This is a genomic window from Amycolatopsis sp. NPDC050768 (assembly GCF_040654155.1).
In the GTDB taxonomy this organism is placed as follows: domain Bacteria; phylum Actinomycetota; class Actinomycetes; order Mycobacteriales; family Pseudonocardiaceae; genus Amycolatopsis.
In genome coordinates, this window is the sequence record NZ_JBFAHL010000005.1 from 478,337 (window position 1) to 495,696 (window position 17,360).

Here is a 17,360-nt window from a genome sequence, read left to right on the forward strand (position 1 = left end):
TCGTCCGCTGTCCTGGCTCACAGGCTGCGGAGGTAGGTTGTGCGCCATGGTGCTGGAGAACGGTCCTGAAAGGACACCCGTCGTCGTCACCGGTGGCAGCGGCTTCATCGGCCGCGCGGCCGTGCGCGAGCTGCGTGATCGCGGCTACCCCGTCACCGTCGTGGACCGAGTCCCGTACGTCACCGAAGACGAGGGCGTGCGCGTGGTCACCGGCGATCTTCGCGACGCGGAGACCCGCGAAGCCGCCGTCACCGCGGGTACGGGCGCCATCGTCCACCTCGCGGCGCTCACGTCGGTGCTGAAGTCGGTGGAGCTGCCCGACGACACGTTCACCGAGAACGTCGCCGTGACCCACGGACTGCTGGAGCTCGCGCGCGAACGCGGGGTGCAGACCTTCGTGCTCGCCTCCACCAACGCCGTGATCGGCGACGTCGGCACCTCGACCATCACCGTGGACCTGCCCACGCGGCCGCTCACGCCCTACGGCGCCACGAAAGCCGCGTGCGAGATGCTGCTGTCGGGCTACTCCGGCGCGTACGGCATGACGACGTGCGCCTTGCGGTTCACCAACGTCTACGGCCCCGGCATGTCGCACAAGGACAGCTTCGTGCCGCGCATGATGCGCGCTGCGATGGCGGGCGAGGGCGTGCGCGTGTACGGCACGGGCGAGCAGCGCCGCGACCTCGTGCACGTGGACGACGTGGTGCGCGCCATCGCGTTCGCGCTCGAAAGCGGTTACTCCGGACGGGCGATCGTCGGCGCCGGGCACTCCGTGTCGGTGCTGGAGATGGTGCAGACCGTGCGCGACGTGACGGGTGCCGAGCTGCCCGTGGAACACGTGGCCGCGCCGAAGGGCGAGATGCCCGCGGTCGTCGTCGACGTGTCCGCCAGCGCCGGGACGATCGGCTTCACCCCGGCGATCTCGCTCGCCGACGGTCTCGCCACCGCTTGGAAGTACTTCTCGGAACTGGACCTGAAAGCGACCCCGTGAGCCTGTTCCTCCGCCGCCACGCCTTCCTGCTCCTTCTGCTCGTCGCGGGCACGGTCCTGCGCGTGCTCACGTGGGTGGCCTACCGGCCGGCGCTGCTGTACATCGACTCGTACCGGTACCTGGACAACCTGCACGCGCTGCGCGCCGACCAGCTCAACCCGATCGGCTACGACCTGATTCTGCGGCCGCTGCTGGCGGTCGGCGGGCTGTCGTGGGTCGCGGCCGTGCAGCACGTGGGCGGACTGGCGATCGCGGTGGGGATCTACGCGCTGGCCCGCCGGCTCGGCGCGCGCCGCTGGGTCTCGGCGCTCGCGATGGCCCCGCTGCTGCTGGACGCTTACCAGCTGCAGATCGAGCAGAACATCATGTCCGAGGTGCTCTTCGAAGCGTTGCTGCTGGGGCTGTTGTGGCTCCTGCTGGCGAAGGGCGCGCCGAACTGGCGGCGGATCGCGCTCGCGGGTCTCGTGGTCGGGTTCGCCGTGCTGGTGCGGCTGATCGGCGTCGCGCTCGCGGTGCCGTTCCTGCTGTACGTGCTCAGCGCCGGAAGCGCGTGGCGGACGTGGCGCGGCTGGCGCAACGCCGGCATCGGCGTGCTGGCGATGCTCGTCGTGATCGTGCCCTACGCCGCGGAAGTCAAGGCGCAGACCGGAAAGTGGGGACTGACCGGACCTTCGGGCAGCATGCTCTACGGGCGCACCGCCGCCGTCGCCGACTGCGCGAACCTGCACCTGGCGCCCGAGATCCAGGTGTTCTGCCCCACCGAAGACGTGTCCACCCGCCTGGTGGACAACTACACACACGCCGACCTCGACCCGGCGTGGCCGGGCCCGCTGCCCCCGGGCGCCGACCGCACCGTGCTGGCGCACGAGTTCTCGATCGACGTGCTCAAGGCCCAGTGGTGGGACGTCACGAAGGCGATCCTGAGCGACTTCTCGAAGAGCTTCCGGTTCACGCGCAGCACGGCGATCAACGACGTGCCGATCGACCGCTGGCAGTTCCAGCAGACGTACCCGGAGTGGAACGAACCAGCCGACATCGCGATGATCACGCAGCAGTACGACGGCGTGAACCCGAGCGTGAACGAGCCGATCGCGACTTTCCTGCGCGACTACCAGATCAACGGCGGCTTCGTGCCCGGCGCCGTGCTCGGGTTCTTCGCCCTACTCGGCCTGCTCACCTTGCTGCGCCGCAAGAAACCGCGCGACAAGGCCCGCAGCGGCGCGCTGCTCGCCGCGGGGTCCGGGCTGTTCCTCCTGTTCGCGTCGGCCGTGTTCGAGTTCTCCTGGCGCTACCAGCTGCCGGCGCTCGTGCTGCTGCCCGTCGCGGGCGCATTGGGCTTCACCACGCTCACGGCCGCGAGCCGGCGACGCCTCGCCGCGTACCCGGACGCAGTGGATGTGGGCGCGGTCAAGGATTTCGACGACCGGCACCCGGGCGCGAAGCTTTCGGAGCTGACCGTGGTGATCGCCGCGTACAACGAGGCCGGCGGAATCGGCCAGGTGCTCGAGAAGATGCCCGACGAGTGCCTCGGCCTGCCGGTCGACGTGCTCGTGGTCGTCGACGGCGGCAGCGACGACACCGCCGCCATCGCCGAGGAACACGGCGCCTACGTATGCGTCGCGCCGACGAACCGGGGCCAGGGCGCGGCTTTGCGCCTCGGTTACCACCTCGCGGCCGAACGCGGCGCGCGCTACGTGGTGACGACCGACGGCGACGGCCAGTACGACAACAGCGAAATGGCGGAACTGGTCGCACCACTGCTCGACGACACCGCCGACTTCGTCACGGGATCGCGGCGGCTGGGCCACGAAGAGGCCGACAGCCGCATGCGCTGGCTCGGCGTGCGCGTGTTCGCGTGGCTGGCTTCGGCGCTGACGTGGCGGAAGATCACCGACACGTCCTTCGGTTTCCGGTCCATGCGCGCGGAGCTCGCGTGCGCTGTTCCGCTCAACGAGCCGCAGTACCAGTCTTCGGAACTGTTGCTGGGAGTCACCGCGCGCGACGCCCGGGTGCTCGAACGGCCGATGAGCATGCGGCTGCGCAAGGCCGGCAAGAGCAAGAAGGGCGGCAGCGTCGTCTACGGCGCGAACTACGCGCGGGTCATGACGGGGACGTGGTGGCGGGGGTACGTGCTGCGCCGCGGGCGAACACGAAGCGGTCGAGCATCGTGAACTTCACCACGAAAACCAGTGCGTAACTGAGCACGTACGCACCGTCGATGAAAACGACCCACCAGGCGTGCGGCAGGTTCAGCGGCGCGAGCAGGTGACCGGTGAGCGTGGTGAGCCCCACGGAGGCGAACCCGCCGAGCGAGATGACGACGACGTAGGGCAGCAGCTCGTGCCCGAGGGCCGGCTTGCCGCGGCGGCCCCAGACCCAGCGGCGGGTGAGGAAGAAGTTCAGCACCGCGCCCGCGGCGAACGCGAACGCGCTGGCCAGCCACGGAGCACCGCCGATCGCGAGCACCGTGAGCAACGCCGCCTGGCTGAGCAAAGTCGCCGCGACCGAACTGGTGGCCGCGCGGAAGAACCTTCCGGCAAGGCGACGCCGGGGCCGAGGTGAATCCTCTGTCGTGCGAGGCTCCACCGGGTTGGTTACCGTCGTCATGTCCCCCAGTCTCCCCTCGGGCCGATCCGCCTGCCGTCCGGCCCCCCGACGCACAGTAGATTCACAGCTGTCTGCCAGGTGATCATCAGCACCCGGTCGATAGGTTCGGACGTGTTCAAGGCGTCATGTACAAAGAGGAATCAGCGTGCTTGTCGCGTAAACGATACGGAAAGGCTTCTTCAATGCGAGTGCTGGTTCTCGGCGGCGACGGCTATCTCGGCTGGCCCACGGCATTGCACTTGTCGGACAAAGGCCACGAAGTGGCTGTTCTGGACAACTACGCCCGGCGCAAGTACGACGTGGAGCTCGAAGCCGACAGTCTCGTCTCGATCGAAGACCTGCCCACGCGCATCGCGGCGTGGGAGGAGGTTTCGGGCAAAAAGATCGCCCTGTTCGAAGGCGACCTGTGCGACGCCGAGTTCACCTATTCGGCCGTGCGCGACTTCGCTCCCGATTCGATCGTCCACTTCGCCGAGCAGCGGTCCGCGCCGTACTCGATGATCGACCGCGAACACGCCGTCTACACGCAGCAGAACAACGTCGTCGGCAACCTGAACCTGCTCTACGCGATCGCCGAGATCAACCCGGACATCCACCTGGTGAAGCTCGGCACGATGGGCGAGTACGGCACGCCCAACATCGACATCGAAGAGGGCTGGCTCGAGGTCGAGCACAACGGCCGCAAGGACCGCATGCTCTACCCGAAGAAGCCGGGCTCCTTCTACCACCTGTCGAAGGTGCACGACTCCCACAACATCGAGTTCGCTTGCCGCATCTGGGACCTGCGCGCCACCGACCTCAACCAGGGTGTCGTGTACGGCCAGCAGACGGCGCAGACCACGCTCGACCCGCGCCTGGCGACCCGGTTCGACTACGACGCGGTGTTCGGCACCGTGCTGAACCGCTTCGTGATCCAGGCGGTGCTGGGCCAGCCGCTGACCGTCTACGGCAAGGGCGGCCAGACCCGCGGCCTGATCGACGTGCGCGACACCGTGGAGTGCATCCGCCTGGCCGTGGAGAACCCGGCCGACCGCGGTGAGTTCCGCGTGTTCAACCAGATGACCGAGAGCTACTCGGTGGCGCAGATCGCCGACATCGTCGCGAACTGCTTCCCCGGCCCGGTGCAGATCGAGAACCTCGAGAACCCGCGCGTCGAGCAGCCCGAGCACTACTACAACGTGAAGCACACCGGGCTCGTCGAGCTCGGCCTGCAGCCGCACCTGCTGTCGGACACGCTGATCGAGTCGATGTTCGACATCGTCGGCACGAACAAGCACCGCGTGAACTCCGAGCGGCTGCGCCCGACCGTGCGCTGGCGGGGTGCGGTCAAGTCCTGACCCTGCTTGCTCGTTTGGCACGCTGAAACGCCGGATCGCCGTTGTGCGGTCCGGCGTTTTTCATCGCGGCCCGGCAGGTGTCGGAAACTGTCGGTGGCGGATGAGATGCTTCTCCGGTCAGCCCCTCACGGGGGTCGGAAACACGGAGCGGCAAGGGAAACGTGGCCGAACAGGTGGCAGCGCGCTGGAGTCCCGAGCAAGTCGCCGGACTCGCGCCGGACCCGGCGTCGGCCAAGGCCGGGCGCGGGCTCGCGGTGCCGGCGAAGTGGTCGGGTGCGGGCGCTTCGGCGCGCGCTGTGTGGGGTTCGTGCAAGGGCAGTGGCGAGAAGCCGTACCGCACGGTGGTCGAGCTGGCGGGGCCGGCGTTCAAGTGCACGTGCCCGTCGCGGAAGTTCCCGTGCAAGCACGCGCTGGGGTTGCTGCTGCTGTGGTCGGCGGAGCAGGTGCCGTCTGCTGCCGAGGAACCCGATGTCGCCAGGTGGCTTGCCGAACGAGAGGCGCGGGCGTCGCGCGCGGAACGCAAACCGGACGCGCCGAAGGACCTGGAAGCCGCCGCCAAACGGGCGCAGGAGCGGCTCGCGCGGGTCACCGCGGGCGCGGCGGAGCTACGTGGCTGGCTGACCGACCGTGTTGGTGCCGGCTTCGCGAGTTTCGAACGCAGTGCGTTCGAGGGCGGCGGTTTCGAAGGCGGCGGTGGCTTCGGAGGCGGTGCTGAGCAGCTGCGCGCGGTGGCCGCGCGGATGATCGACGCCCAGGCACCGGGCCTGGCCGGCGGCCTGCGGCGCGCGGCCGGGCTGGTCGGGCGCGGCCGCGACTGGCCGGGTGACCTGCTGGCCGAGCTGTCGCTGCTGTACGTGCTGGCGGGCGCTGCGCTTCGCCTGGACGAGCTGCCTTCGGCGCTAGCCGAAACCGTGCGCACGCGCCTGGGGTTCTCGGCGGGCACCGCGCAGGTGCTGGAGTCGGGCGAACGCCTCGCCGACCAGTGGCTCGTGACCGGCGCGGTCGACGACGAACAGGACAACCTCCGCACCCGCCGCACCTGGCTGCGCGGCCGCCATTCGGGGCGCGTGGCGCTGGTCCTGTCCTTCGCCCCGCCCGGGCGCCCGTTGGACAGCTCGCTGCCCCCGGGCTACGTCGTCCCCGGCGAGCTCGCCTTCCACCCGGGCGCGCTGCCTTTGCGCGCGCTCGTCGCCGACCGCACCGAGGCCGTCCCGACCCCGGTCCCCCGCGGCGACACCGTCGCCGACGCCTTGGCGGCGTTCGCCGAAGCCCTCGCCGTGGACCCGTGGCTCGACCGCTGGCCCGTGCTCCTGTCCGACCTCACCCCCGCCCGCCACGACGGCGGCTGGGCCCTGTCCGATGTGGACGGTGCCGCCCTGCCCCTGCTGCCGGGCATCGACCCGTGGCCCCTGCTGGCCCTCGCCGCGGAACACCCGGTGACCCTCGCGGCCGAACTGACCCCGGCCGGCCTGCGCCCCCTGACGTGCTGGCACCCGAACGGCGTGGTGCGCCTGTGACTACGACACTGTGGGAGAGACCGAAAACCTTGGCACCGCAAGCACATCAGCCCGCGCCACGACGGCATCCTCGCCGCCCCGCTGTGCCGGCGGCGCGGCCTTCGCACCACGCGAACCCCGCCGCGCCAAGGCTTCGCCCGAAGGCCCCGACCGGCGGGCTGCTGCCGATGCGCCCGACCAGCCGGCCCAGGCCGGCAGCACACCTCGCAACCACGTGCCCGCCCGAGGCCGGGAGCCGTCCGGCAGGCACGGCCGGGCAGCAATTGCCGGCGCGCCCGACCAATCAGCCCAGGCCAGCAGCGCACCTCGCAGCCACGTACTCGACCGAGGCCGGGAGCCGTCCAGCAGGCGCCGCCGGGCAACAATTCCCGGCGCGCCCGACCAACCGGCCCAGGCCAGCAGCACACCCCACACAACGCAGGCCGGCAATGTTCCTCGCAAACACCTGCCCGACCGAGCCCAGGAACCGTCCGGCAAGCGCGGCCCGACAACGATTCCCGGCCCGCCCAGTCCGGCCAACCCGGCCGGCCACCGGCTCGGGAACGCACCTCCCGCAGCCGCACCCGCGCTCCGCAGCGGCGACCGGCGTTTCCTCAGCGCCCACCGTCGCAGCGGGGCGGGGTGCGGGTCGTCTGCCGTTGTGTGCCGGCGGAAAAACCGAGGCGGTGGTGGGCCGGTGAAGGCGTGGGAAGACCTCGTCGGCACGGCGCTGCTGGGCACGCGCCGCCGGAGTCTCGACGTGAGCGGGCTGCCGGCCGAGGTGCGGGAGGTCGCGGGCAAGGCCGAAGATCAGGCCGACGCCGTCCTCGCCGCCGCGGCGTTGCTCACCAACTACCGCCGTGCGGGCCGCCTTCCCGTGGCCGACGCGCGCCGCGAAGAGCCGGCCAAGCCCGACGGGCGGCGGTTCGTCTCGCCGCTCGCGCGGGAGCGGCTGGCGCGGTTGCTGCACGCGAACCGGCCCGAGCTGCTCGAGGAGTGGCTGCACACGGCGGCCGGGCGGGGGTTGCGGGTGGGGCCGGAGCTGCTGCCGGCGCTGGCGGACGCGGCGCGGGCGCGGGTGTCGTTGCGGGCGCCGCTCGCGGAGGTGGCGGGGCCCGTCGGGGCGTGGCTGGGCGAGCGCAACACCGACTGGGCGTTCCTGGTCGCCGAGGTCGAGGACGACAGCGACGACGCCTGGCAGTTCGGCACTCCCGCGCGACGCCAGGCGTGGTTCGAACGGGCGCTCACGCAGGATCCCGCGGCGGCGCGCGCGGCGCTCACGACAACGTGGCGCACCGAGCCGGCCGACCTGCGCTCGGTGTTCCTCACGGTGCTGGGCCGCCACCTCACCCAGGACGACGAGCCGTTTCTCGACGCGGCCCTCTCCGACCGCGCGGCGGCGGTGCGCGACACGGCCGTACGGCTGCTCGGCGGGCTGCCCGACACCGGGCTCGGCAAACGGATGGCGGCGCGGCTGCAGGAGTGCGTCACCGTGCGCAGCCGGTCGCTGCGGGCCGACGTCCTGCAGGTCACGCTGCCGAGGCCGGACGACTCGCTGGTACGCGACGGCGTCCGCGTGCCCCACGGGCCCGGGCAGGACACTGCGCGGCTGAGGGCGATCATCGCCGCCACTCCCCTGGCGTTCTGGGCGGAGTTCGGCACGCCGGGTGACCTCGTGGGCATGCTCGTGGAGGGCTGCCCGCTCGCCGTGGTGCGCGAAAGCTGGGCCACGGCCGCGATCCGGCAGCTTGACGAAGCATGGGCGCAGGCGCTCGTCGAAGCCGAACCCGGCGGCCGGGCCACGGCGGCGCTCGTCGGCGTACTCGCGCCGGAGAAGCAGGCCGCGACCATAGCGAAGCTGGCGCGCGGCCTGAAGGTCGAAGCGCTCACGCGGCTGATCCTCGACCTGCCGCAACCGTGGCCCGAGGAGCTGGGCCGGGTGCTGCTCGACTGGGTCGCCGCGCAGCAGGACCACCGGCTCGTGGCCCACGCCGCCGCCCTCATCGCCAAGGCCGTGCCGCCGGCTTGCCTGCGCCACCGCCTGTCCCTGATCCTCCAGCCCGGCGAAGCCGCCCCGTGGCAGCGCGCTGTGGCCGAAACCCTGACTTTCCGCCGCGAAATGCACGAGGAGCTCTCATGACGTCCGCAGTCCTCCGGCCCCACGCCGAGCAGGAGTACGCCGGTGAACTGGCCGCGCTGGCCGCGGCCGACGACCGCACGAAGCCGCCGTCGTGGCTGCTCTCGCCGTGGGCCGTGGTCACATACCTGCTGGGCGGCACCCTGCCCGACGGCACCGAGATCAGCCCGAAGTACGTCGGCCCGCGCCGTCTGATCGAGGTCGCCGTCGCCACGCTCGCCACCGACCGCGCGTTGCTGCTGCTCGGCGTGCCGGGCACCGCCAAGACCTGGGTGTCGGAGCACCTCGCCGCCGCCGTCAGCGGCGACTCCACGCTGCTCGTGCAGGGCACGGCGGGCACAGCCGAAGAGCAGATCCGCTACGGCTGGAACTACGCGCGCCTGATCGCCGAGGGCCCGAGCGAGCACGCGCTCGTGGAGAGCCCCATCCTGCGCGCGATGCGCGACGGCAAGGTGGCCCGCCTCGAGGAGCTCACCCGCATCCCGGCCGACGTGCAGGACTCGCTGATCACCGTCCTGTCGGAGAAAACCCTGCCCGTGCCCGAACTCGGCACCGAAGTGCAGGCACGCCCCGGCTTCACGCTCGTCGCGACCGCGAACAACCGCGACAAGGGCGTGAACGAGCTCTCGAGCGCGTTGCGCCGCCGGTTCAACACGGTGGTGCTGCCGCTGCCCGACACCGCCGAAGCCGAGGTGGAGATCGTCAGCCGCCGGGTCGCGCAGCTGGGCGCCTCGCTCGCGCTGCCGGCCGAAGCCGCCGAGCTGACCGAGATCCGCCGTGTCGTAACGGTGTTCCGTGAGCTGCGCGCCGGCCGCACCGAAGACGGGCGCACCGCGGTCAAGACCCCGTCGGGCACGCTGTCGACGGCCGAGGCGATCAGCGTGCTCACCGGCGGGCTCGCGCTCGCCGCGCACTTCGGCGACGGCGTGCTGCGGGCGCAGGACGTCGCGGCCGGCATTCACGGCGCCGTGGTCAAGGACCCGGTCGCCGACCGCGCGATCTGGATCGAGTACCTCGAGACCGTGGTCCGCGAACGCGACGGCTGGGGCGACTTCTACCGCGCGGGGCAGGAGATCAGCGGATGACCACGCACCTGCTCGGGATCCGGCACCACGGGCCGGGTTCGGCTCGGGCGGTGGCCGCGAGGCTCGCCGAGCTGGAGCCCGACGTGGTGCTCATCGAGGGCCCGCCCGAAGCCGACCAACTCGTGGACCTGGCGGCCGACGAGGACATGCGGCCGCCCGTCGCGTTGCTCGCGTACGCGGCCGACGACGTGTCGCGCGCGGCGTTCTGGCCGTTCGCGGTGTTCAGCCCCGAGTGGCAGGCGCTGCGCTACGCCGCGGAAGCCGGGGTGCCGGTGCGGTTCTGCGACCTGCCGGCCGCGCACCAGTTCGCGCTCGGCGACGAGGACCGCGTGCCACGCACCGACCCGCTCGCCGAGCTGGCGGCCGCAGGCGGGTACGACGACCCCGAGCGGTGGTGGGACGACGTCGTGGAGTCGCGCCGCGGCGGGGAGTCGCCGTTCGAGGTGATCGCGGAGGCGATGACCGCGCTGCGGGAGGACGAACGCCCTGCGGACCTCCACGAACAGCGCCGCGAGGCGTACATGCGCGGCGTGCTGCGCAAGACGCGCAAGGAAGGCTTCGAGCGCATCGCCGTGGTGTGCGGCGCGTGGCACGTGCCGGCGCTGGCCGATCCGCTGCCGCCGGCGAGCCACGACCAGACCGTCCTCAAAGGACTGCCGAAGCGCAAGGTCGTGTGCACGTGGGTGCCGTGGACCCACGGCCGGCTCGCCACGGCAAGCGGCTACGGCGCGGGCGTGCACTCGCCCGGCTGGTACCACCACCTGTTCACCACGGCCGACGACGTCACCGCCCGCTGGCTCACCGCCGTGGCCGGGGTGCTGCGCGAGGAGGACCTGCCGGTCTCGACGGCGCACGTGATCGAGGCGGTGCGGCTGGCCGAAACGCTGGCGGTGCTGCGCGGCCGGTCCTCGGCGGGGCTGGCGGAAGTCGACGCCGCCACGCGCTCGGTGCTGTGCTCGGGCGACGACGTGCAGGCGGACCTCGTCACGCGCAAGCTCGTGGTCGGCGAACGCCTCGGCGAAGTCCCCGAAAGCGTGCCGCAGGCTCCGCTGGCGGCCGACCTGATCGCGACCGCGCGCCGGCTGCGGCTCAAACGCGAGCCGACCGCGCGCGAGCTGGATCTCGACCTGCGCACGCCCGGCGGCCTCGACCGCTCGCGGCTGCTCCACCGGTTGAGGCTGCTCGACATCCCTTGGGGCAGCCCGGAAATCTCGGCGACGCGCAGCAAGGGCACCTTCCGCGAGACGTGGACGCTGTGCTGGGAGCCGGGCTTCGAGGTCGACCTGGTCGCGGCCGCCGTGCACGGCACCACCGTCGCCTCGGCGGCGTCCGCCCGCGTGCGCGAGGCCATGGGCGGCAAGCCGCCGCTCGCCGACATAACCACGGCCGTCGAGGGCTGCCTGCTCGGCGGTCTCGGCGACGCGCTGCCGGAGGTGCTCACCGCACTCGACGTCCGCGCGGCGGCCGACACCGACGTCGCCGACCTCATGACCTCGCTGCCTCCGCTGGCCCGGTCCACCCGCTACGGCGATGTGCGTGGAACCGACACCGCGCAGCTGCGGGAGGTCGCGGACCGCCTGCTCACCCGCGTGTGCGCCGGGCTGCCGCCGGCCGTCCATGGCATCGACGACGACGCGGCCCGGAAGTTCTGCGACCTGGTCGACAACGTCCACGAAGCCACCACCCTCCTGGGCGACGCGGCGCGCGAACGCTGGCTCACCGCGCTGCGCAAGCTCGCCGGCCGCGACTCCCTGCCGCCACTGCTGGCCGGCCGCATCGTGCGGTTGCTGCACGATGCCGACCTGTTCGACAGCGCGGAGGTCGAGCTGCGCCTCGGCCGCGCGCTCACCCCGGGTGTCGAGCCGGCCGCGGGTGCGGCCTACGTCGAGGGCTTCTTCGCCGGCGGCGCGCTCCTGCTGGTCCACGACGAGCGCATGCTGCGGGTCGTCGACACCTGGCTGGGCACCATCCCGTCCGACGTGTTCACCGAGGTGCTTCCCTTGCTGCGCCGCACTTTCGGCGCCTTCGCGGGACCGGAGAAACGCGCCATCGGCCAACGCGCCGCCACCCTCTCCGGCGGCGCCCCCGCGGCTCGCCTCGCCGCCGACGAGCTGGACGAGATCCGCGCCCGCAGTGCCCTGCCCGTGCTCGCGACCCTTCTCGGAGCAGCGTCATGACCACCCCGGACCCCGATCGTCTGCGCCGCTGGCGCCTCGTGCTCGGCGGCGGCGAGGACGGCACCGGCCGCTCACTGTCCGAAGAGGACAGCGGCCTCGACGCCGTTCTCGCGGCCCTCTACGACCGGCGCGACGAGCCCGTCCGCTCGGGCGACCGCCGCGGCGCGACCCTCAACTCCTCGGCGCCGCGCGTCGCCCGCTGGCTCGGCGACATCCGGCGGTACTTCCCGGGTTCGGTCGTGCAGGTGATGCAGCGCGACGCCGTCGACCGGCTCGGCCTCACCCGCATGCTGATGGAGCCGGAGCTGCTGAGCGCGGTCGAGCCCGACGTGCACCTGGTCGGCACACTGCTGTCGCTCAACGGCGTGCTGCCCGAGGAGACGAAGGAGACGGCGCGCTCGGTCGTGCGCACCGTGGTGGCCCAACTCGAGGAGCGGCTGGCCGAACCCACGCGCGCGGCGATCCGGGGCGCGCTCGACCGCGCCGCCCGCACGCAGCGCCCGCGCGCCGCGGACATCGACTGGGCCCGCACCGTGCGCACGAACCTGAAGCACTACTCCCCCGAGCTGAAAACCATCGTGCCCGAGCGGCTGGTCGGCTTCGGCCGGCGCCAGCTCAGCGTGCAGCGCGAAGTGATCCTCGCAGTGGACCAGTCGGGGTCGATGGCGGAGTCGGTGGTGTACTCGGGCCTGTTCGGTGCCGTGCTGGCGTCGATGCGGGCGCTGAGCACGAAGTTCGTCGCCTTCGACACGGCCGTGGTGGACCTCACCGAGCACCTCGACGACCCCGTCGAGCTCCTCTTCGGCACCCAGCTCGGCGGCGGCACCGACATCAACCGCGCCATCACCTACTGCCAAGGCCTCGTCGAACGCCCCGAGCAGACGCTGCTGGTGCTCATCAGCGACCTCTACGAGGGCGGCGTGCGAGACGAGCTGCTGCGCCGCGTCGGCGAACTGGTCGGTTCGGGCGTGCAGGTCGTGACCCTGCTGGCACTGTCGGACTCCGGCGCGCCGTTCTACGACCACGAGAACGCCGCCGCGCTGGCCGAGCTCGGCGTGCCGGCCTTCGCGTGCACCCCGGACCTGTTCCCCGAGCTGATGGCCGCGGCGCTGCGCCGCGAGGACCTCGGCCGCTGGGTGAGCGCCGCCACCGCGACCGTGGATTGAGGCTCGGGATTAAACCGACCGGTCATCTGGTTGAAGAAGACAGAACGAGACTTCGAAGAGAGGACGGGTAACCATGAAGGTTCGCGCGTCGGTCAGGTCGCTGGCTCGCCAGCAGGGGGCCCAGGTCATCCGCAGGCACGGCAAGATCCTCGTGATCAACCGCGACAACCCGCGGAACAAGGCTCGCCAGGGCTGAGCTGCACTGCGTCGGGCGCCATCCACCTCAGGTGGGTGGCGCCCTTTTTTTGTGTGCTCAGTGTGTGCTCAGGCCGGCGTCGGGATGCGTTCGTCCGCCCGGCGGAAGGCCATGACACCGTCGTCGAGGCGGTTGAGACGCATGTCGGCCAGGTCCAGCAGGTAGTTCTGGCGCATCACCCACGGGCGGCGGTCGCCTTGTTTCGGCAGGGCCGAGGTGGCGCGTTTGATGTAGCCCGACATCAGGTCGACGACCGGGCGCAGGCCCGTGGTCGGGGCGCGGCCCGGGTCGGGGGCGCAGGCGACGTAGCCGTGGCGGTCCATGTGCGAGATCAGCCGGCAGACGTACTGCGAGGCGAGGTCGGCGCGCAGGGTCCACGAGTTGTTGGTGTAGCCCACGCACCACGCCAGGTTGGGGATGCCGCCGAACATCATGCCCTTGTAGACGAGCTGCTCGCCCGGGTTGATGGCCCGGCCGTCGACGGTCAACGCGACCTGGCCGAACGCGACCATGCGCAGGCCGGTCGCGGTGACGATGACGTCGGCGGGCAGCTCACGCCCCGACTCCAGCTGGATGCCGCCCGGGGTGAAGCGGGTGATGTGGTCGGTGACCACGTCGGCCTTGCCGCTGCGCAGTGCGCGGAACAGGTCGGCGTCGGGCACCAGGCACAGGCGCTGGTCCCACGGGTTGTAGGCGGGCACGAAGTGCGGGTCGACGGGAATCGACGGCGGCAGCTGCTTCGCCACGCCGTCGCGCAGCACCGCGGCCGCGCGCTCGGGCAGGCGGCGCATGAGCTGGAAGAACAGCGTGCCCATCACCACGTTCTTGCCGCGCACCAGCCGGTGCGCCAGGTTCTCCGGCAGCACGGCCCGCAGGCGGTCGGCGAGCGCGTCGGCCCCGGGGCGCGCGACAACGTAGCTCGGCGAGCGCTGCAGCATGGTCACCGAAGCCGCTTCGGGCGCCATCGCCGGCACCAGCGTCACGGCGGTGGCGCCGCTGCCGATCACCACGACGTTCTTGCCCGCGTAGTCCAGGTCCGCGGGCCAGTGCTGCGGGTGCACGATCTCGCCGACGAAGTCCTCTCGGCCCGGGAAGTCGACGACGTGGCCGCTGTCGTAGCTGTAGTAGCCGCTGCACAGGTACAGGAACGAGCAGGTAAACGTGGCCGGCTCGCCGTCGTGCTCGGCCTCGACCGTCCAGCGCGCTTCGGCCGAGGACCACGAAGCGGACACCACGCGGTGCCCGAAGCGGATGTGGCGCTCGACGCCGTGGGCCTCGGCCGTGGCGCGGATGTAGCTGAGGATCGAGGGACCGTCGGCGATGGCCTTCGGGTCCTTCCACGGCCGGAACGGGTAACCGAGCGTGAACATGTCCGAGTCGGACCGGATGCCCGGGTAGCGGAAGAGGTCCCAGGTCCCGCCGATCGAGTCGCGAGCTTCCAGGATGGCGTACGTCTTGCCGGGAGTCCGAAGCTGGAGGCGGCACGCCGCCCCGATCCCGGACAACCCCGCACCCACCACGAGGACGTCGACGTGCGTGGCGATCGTGATCACTCTCCCCGGCTCGAGCGTGTTCCCGAGATCGTACCGTCGGAATGGCCTTTCGGCGGGGCCCGGGCCGAACGAGGTTCGGACGTGGGGCCCTGCCGGGCCGGGCGGGGAATCACCGGCCCGGCAGGGAAACCGAGGGTCAGCGCGGCAGGTTCACGACCTGCGTCGCGCCGAAGGTGCCCTTCAGCGGGACCTCCACGGTCTGGCGCCGCACCGTCACCCGCACGCTGTCCTGCGACTGCGTCGGATCCGAGACGGCGAGCTGCCAGCCCGAGCCGCTGCGCCCCAGAGCCACGGAAGCCGGACCTGAGACAGTTACCTCATCTACAGTATCCGCCTTGTAGAAGTTTGCGAGGAGTGTGTTGTCCCACAGCCGGATCGCCTGAACGGCGGCTGTGTTCGCCCGCACTCGCCACGCGAGCACCGAAGCGACGGTGCTCACCACCGAGGCCGCGGGCAACACCGCGTACGCGTATTTCGCGTCCGAAGGCTTCACTCCGTGCTCGATCACGAGCTTCTGGTAACGCCGCGTGTACGGATCGGTCGTGCCCTTGGTGTTCGCGCCTGTGTCGATGTCGCGCCACGCGCCGGTGCGGTCCTCGCGCAGCGCGGTCACGTCGGCCTTGTCGAGCAGCACGTAGCCGGCGACGTCGTCGAGGTGCAGCCAGTGCGGGTTGCGCAGCGACGTCGTGCGGCCCGGCGCGGACGAGACGAGCCGCCCGTCGGCCAGCAGCGTGCCCCGGCCGTTCTCCCCCAGGTTGCGGTTCTCGATCGTGGTCCGCACCTGCTGCCCCGACGTGTCGGTGATCCCCGCGCCGAGGCAGACGACGCCCGCCGGCGTGAAGAACCACGACTTCTTCGCGGTCAGCGTGCCGTCCAGCGACACGAAGTCAAAAGCGTACGCACCGTGGCGCGCGTCCCACCGGACGCCGCCGACGTGGGCCTTGGTCGACATCGGCGTGGACTGCAGCGCACCCGTCGGGCCGGCTTTCGTGGTGGCACCGGGCAGCAGCAGCGGGTCGACGGTCGGCCAGTACGCGTCGGAGTAGTGCCCCTTGGCCTTCGGCAGGAACAGGTACAGCACGCCATCGCCGACGTACCAGCCGTGCTGGTTCATGCCGTTGATCGACTCGTAGCGCGAGATCCGCGTGGACCCCACGGCGAGCGAGCTCGACCAGCCCTCGGTCACGTGCAGCATCCGGTCCTGCTGGCCGAAGATCCGGTGCGTGGCCGTGATCGGCGTCGGCCGCACGTGGGTCGCGAGCATCTCCTGCGCGAACTCGATGCCCGGCGTCGCCACGAGGTCCGGGCCCGGCGCGAACCGCTCCGGGTCGGGGATCTCCAGGAACGGCGCGTACGTGCCTTCGGAGATCCACTTCGCCGCGAGACCCGACAGCTCGGCCTTGGCGGCGCCGGTGGCCGCGCGCGCCAGCACGAGCGTGGCGACAGTGAGCTGGTGGCCGATGTCGTGGCCGGTTTCGCCTTGGCGCGAGAGCATTCGCCCGCGCACCGGCTCCATCAGCGCGCCCGCGTAGACGAACGGGGCGAACGTGTCGGGCACCAGCGCGTAGATCTTCTGCTTGAGGTCCTCGGGCAGCGCGTACTCGGTGCCTTCGGTCACGTGGATCGCGCCGGAGAGCGCGGTCAGCAGCACGATGCCGTAGTGACCGGGGTACGGGATGGTGTCGTGCTGGATGAACGAGCCGTCCACGTGGAAGCCGTCGCTGCCCGCCTTGTCCAGCTTGGCCACGAGGCTCGCCGCGCCGCCGCCGGCAACGTCGGTGAGCGCGTCGATGCCCGTCTTGATCCACGCGGTGTCGCCGATGAGCGCGCCGGAGACGATCGAGATCAGGGCCTTGTCGGCCCGGTTGGCGCCGGTCTCGACGGTGCTCGGGCTGTTCGCCCGCACGTTGGGGTTGCCCACGAACCGCTTGATCGGGCTGACGTAGCGCGCGAGCTCGTCGGCCGTCAGCTCGTCGGCGACCGTGACGAGCGTGTGCAGCACGTAGTACGGCACGCCGATCTCGTAGGTGTACCAGTTGCCGATCTCGCCGACCTGCGGGTTGTACTGGCTCGCGTAGATCAGCTCGAGCGCCTTCTTGATGCGGTCGAGCACCTGCGGGTCGCCCGAGAGCGTGCCGCCCGGCGTGCCCCAGTCGACCGCGATGGCCCGCAGCCGCGCGTACATCGACGTGGTGTAGTCGCTGCCCGGCCCCAGCGGCAGGTCGGTCCACAGTGGACCACCGGTGACGGTCATCGTGTCGTTGTAGGCCTTCGCGACGCGGCCGAGGTTCTTCAGCGCGGCCGTGCGCTCGGCCGACGGCCGGTTGATCCCGGTCTGCATCTCGCGGTAGCCGGCCACGATCGCGTTAAAGGGATCGGCGGCCGCGCCGTTGGCGGCGGACACCGTCGCGGCGGGCGCGGAACCCGCCGCGAATGCCGGGTGCGCGGCGGCGGTCAGGGCCACCGAGGCGGCCGCGACGGCGCCGCCGCGCAGGGCAGTTCTCCGGTTTACGGGCATGACAATGCCTCCCAGGATCAAGACGTCCTTGGCTTGCGGGGTTTTCGGGGACCGCTGTGCCGATCGTTGGCAACGGTTACGTGCCGTGTGGGGGTCG

Annotated in this window: 12 protein-coding genes; 9 read left to right on the top strand and 3 right to left on the bottom strand. The window is 71.5% G+C overall.

Annotated elements, in window-relative coordinates; all coding sequences use genetic code 11:
• Positions 1-46: 46 nt before the first annotated feature.
• Positions 47-991: an NAD-dependent epimerase/dehydratase family protein gene (locus AB0H62_RS18295; protein WP_360587027.1), complete on the top strand. Its 945-nt coding sequence runs from the start codon at positions 47-49 to the stop codon at positions 989-991.
• Positions 988-3,162 carry a glycosyltransferase gene (locus tag AB0H62_RS18300; protein ID WP_220241874.1) on the top strand — a complete coding sequence of 725 codons (2,175 nt, stop codon included), beginning with the start codon at positions 988-990 and terminating at the stop codon, positions 3,160-3,162. Before AB0H62_RS18295 ends, AB0H62_RS18300 begins: the two co-directional genes overlap by 4 nt.
• Here AB0H62_RS18300 and AB0H62_RS18305 read toward each other — a convergent pair.
• Positions 3,092-3,598, bottom strand: a complete 507-nt coding sequence (locus tag AB0H62_RS18305) for a GtrA family protein (protein ID WP_220241875.1) — start codon at positions 3,596-3,598, stop codon at positions 3,092-3,094. The genes AB0H62_RS18300 and AB0H62_RS18305 overlap by 71 nt on opposite strands.
• Positions 3,599-3,780: 182 nt before the next feature.
• On the opposite strand from AB0H62_RS18305, the gene AB0H62_RS18310 reads away from it, so the two are divergent.
• From AB0H62_RS18310 to rpmJ, 7 genes are all read left to right on the top strand, one after another.
• Positions 3,781-4,935 carry an NAD-dependent epimerase/dehydratase family protein gene (locus AB0H62_RS18310; protein WP_220241876.1) on the top strand — a complete coding sequence of 385 codons (1,155 nt, stop codon included), beginning with the start codon at positions 3,781-3,783 and terminating at the stop codon, positions 4,933-4,935.
• Positions 4,936-5,096: 161 nt separating this feature from the next.
• Positions 5,097-6,452 (top strand): SWIM zinc finger family protein, encoded by a 1,356-nt coding sequence (locus AB0H62_RS18315; protein ID WP_255638170.1) that lies wholly within the window; start codon positions 5,097-5,099, stop codon positions 6,450-6,452.
• Between the two features lie 676 nt (positions 6,453-7,128).
• Positions 7,129-8,571, top strand: coding sequence for a DUF5691 domain-containing protein (locus AB0H62_RS18320; protein WP_220241877.1), 1,443 nt, complete (start codon positions 7,129-7,131; stop codon positions 8,569-8,571).
• Positions 8,568-9,653 carry an AAA family ATPase gene (locus tag AB0H62_RS18325; protein ID WP_360587030.1) on the top strand — a complete coding sequence of 362 codons (1,086 nt, stop codon included), beginning with the start codon at positions 8,568-8,570 and terminating at the stop codon, positions 9,651-9,653. Before AB0H62_RS18320 ends, AB0H62_RS18325 begins: the two co-directional genes overlap by 4 nt.
• Positions 9,650-11,830: a DUF5682 family protein gene (locus tag AB0H62_RS18330; protein ID WP_220241879.1), complete on the top strand. Its 2,181-nt coding sequence runs from the start codon at positions 9,650-9,652 to the stop codon at positions 11,828-11,830. Before AB0H62_RS18325 ends, AB0H62_RS18330 begins: the two co-directional genes overlap by 4 nt.
• Positions 11,827-12,996: a VWA domain-containing protein gene (locus AB0H62_RS18335; protein ID WP_354867765.1), complete on the top strand. Its 1,170-nt coding sequence runs from the start codon at positions 11,827-11,829 to the stop codon at positions 12,994-12,996. The genes AB0H62_RS18330 and AB0H62_RS18335 overlap by 4 nt, the downstream gene beginning before the upstream one ends.
• A gap of 73 nt (positions 12,997-13,069) precedes the next feature.
• On the top strand, positions 13,070-13,192 hold the full coding sequence (gene rpmJ / locus AB0H62_RS18340; protein ID WP_220241881.1) for a 50S ribosomal protein L36: 123 nt from the start codon (positions 13,070-13,072) through the stop codon (positions 13,190-13,192).
• 68 nt (positions 13,193-13,260) lie between these two features.
• On the opposite strand, the gene AB0H62_RS18345 is transcribed toward rpmJ, so the two are convergent.
• The gene (locus AB0H62_RS18345) at positions 13,261-14,736 is read right to left on the bottom strand and encodes an NAD(P)/FAD-dependent oxidoreductase (protein ID WP_360587089.1); all 1,476 of its coding nucleotides are present in this window, start codon (positions 14,734-14,736) and stop codon (positions 13,261-13,263) included.
• A gap of 145 nt (positions 14,737-14,881) precedes the next feature.
• Positions 14,882-17,263, bottom strand: a complete 2,382-nt coding sequence (locus AB0H62_RS18350; protein WP_360587033.1) for a polysaccharide lyase 8 family protein — start codon at positions 17,261-17,263, stop codon at positions 14,882-14,884.
• Positions 17,264-17,360 lie beyond the last annotated feature (97 nt).